General features: G+C 39.9%; 5 tRNA genes. All 5 read left to right on the forward strand.

The features are described from left to right. Positions 1-46: 46 nt before the first annotated feature. Positions 47-121: transfer RNA gene (locus V7728_RS20300), tRNA-Asn, on the forward strand. 2 nt (positions 122-123) lie between these two features. Beyond that, a tRNA-Thr gene (locus V7728_RS20305) sits at positions 124-196 on the forward strand. A 345-nt stretch (positions 197-541) separates the two neighbouring features. Then, positions 542-616 (forward strand) — tRNA-Gly (locus tag V7728_RS20310). Between the two features lie 32 nt (positions 617-648). Further along, positions 649-725, forward strand: a tRNA-Arg gene (locus V7728_RS20315). 16 nt (positions 726-741) lie between these two features. Then, positions 742-818 (forward strand) — tRNA-Pro (locus V7728_RS20320). The last annotated feature ends 162 nt before the right edge of the window (positions 819-980 follow it).

The raw sequence follows: 980 nt of genomic DNA on the forward strand, positions 1-980 counted from the left end.
TTTTTTATTTTATCTACCATGTTTTTGTTTATGAAGCTTATAATATTCCGCAGTAGCTCAGTGGTAGAGCTATCGGCTGTTAACCGATCGGTCGTAGGTTCGAGTCCTACCTGCGGAGCCATTGCTTCCATAGCTCAGCAGGTAGAGCACTTCCATGGTAAGGAAGAGGTCAGCGGTTCGAGCCCGCTTGGAAGCTTATCTAAATACGTTGATCTGAAGCAGTTTCCGCATGTTATGGAACTGTTATTTTTTTATTTGGAACAGTAAAAACTGTTACTGATTGCAGCAGTTAAGGTATAGGTGTTTAAAGCGCGCTTTCTGATGAAGTTAGCCTTGCTTCAATGTTTCAAAGAGATTAACATAATTAATTGTTAAACGGTATTGACTTTTATCAAAACCTTGATATAATTACTTTTGTCATAATGAGCAGTATGTTTAGATTGATCTTAGGGTTATACCGTTTGGATTTTTACTGAATAAATAATAATACAGTTTACCGCTATCTGAGGCTGTATTCTGGCCATGCTTTACATTTTTACTTGCGGAAGTAGTTCAGTGGTAGAACATCACCTTGCCAAGGTGGGGGTCGCGGGTTCGAATCCCGTCTTCCGCTCCATTTTATCCCAACGGGATATTGTGAAATTGATTGCGCCCGTAGCTCAATTGGATAGAGCGTTTGACTACGGATCAAAAGGTTAGGGGTTCGACTCCTCTCGGGCGCGCCATAATATATTTTAAAATCGGGAAGTAGCTCAGCTTGGTAGAGCACATGGTTTGGGACCATGGGGTCGCAGGTTCGAATCCTGTCTTCCCGACCATTCTCAAACTTTAAAGATAATATACTGGTTTTCTTTTTTTCTCTTTTTTTTAAAAAATGCTTGATTTATAGAGAGACACCGTGGTATATTATTAAACGTCGCTGATGAACAGCAGACAACAACAAAAAGCTTCGGAAACAACTTAAAAAAAGTTGTTGACAC

The sequence above is a fragment of the Bacillus sp. JHAA genome, assembly GCF_036961585.1.
GTDB lineage: Bacteria > Bacillota > Bacilli > Bacillales > Bacillaceae > Bacillus > Bacillus velezensis.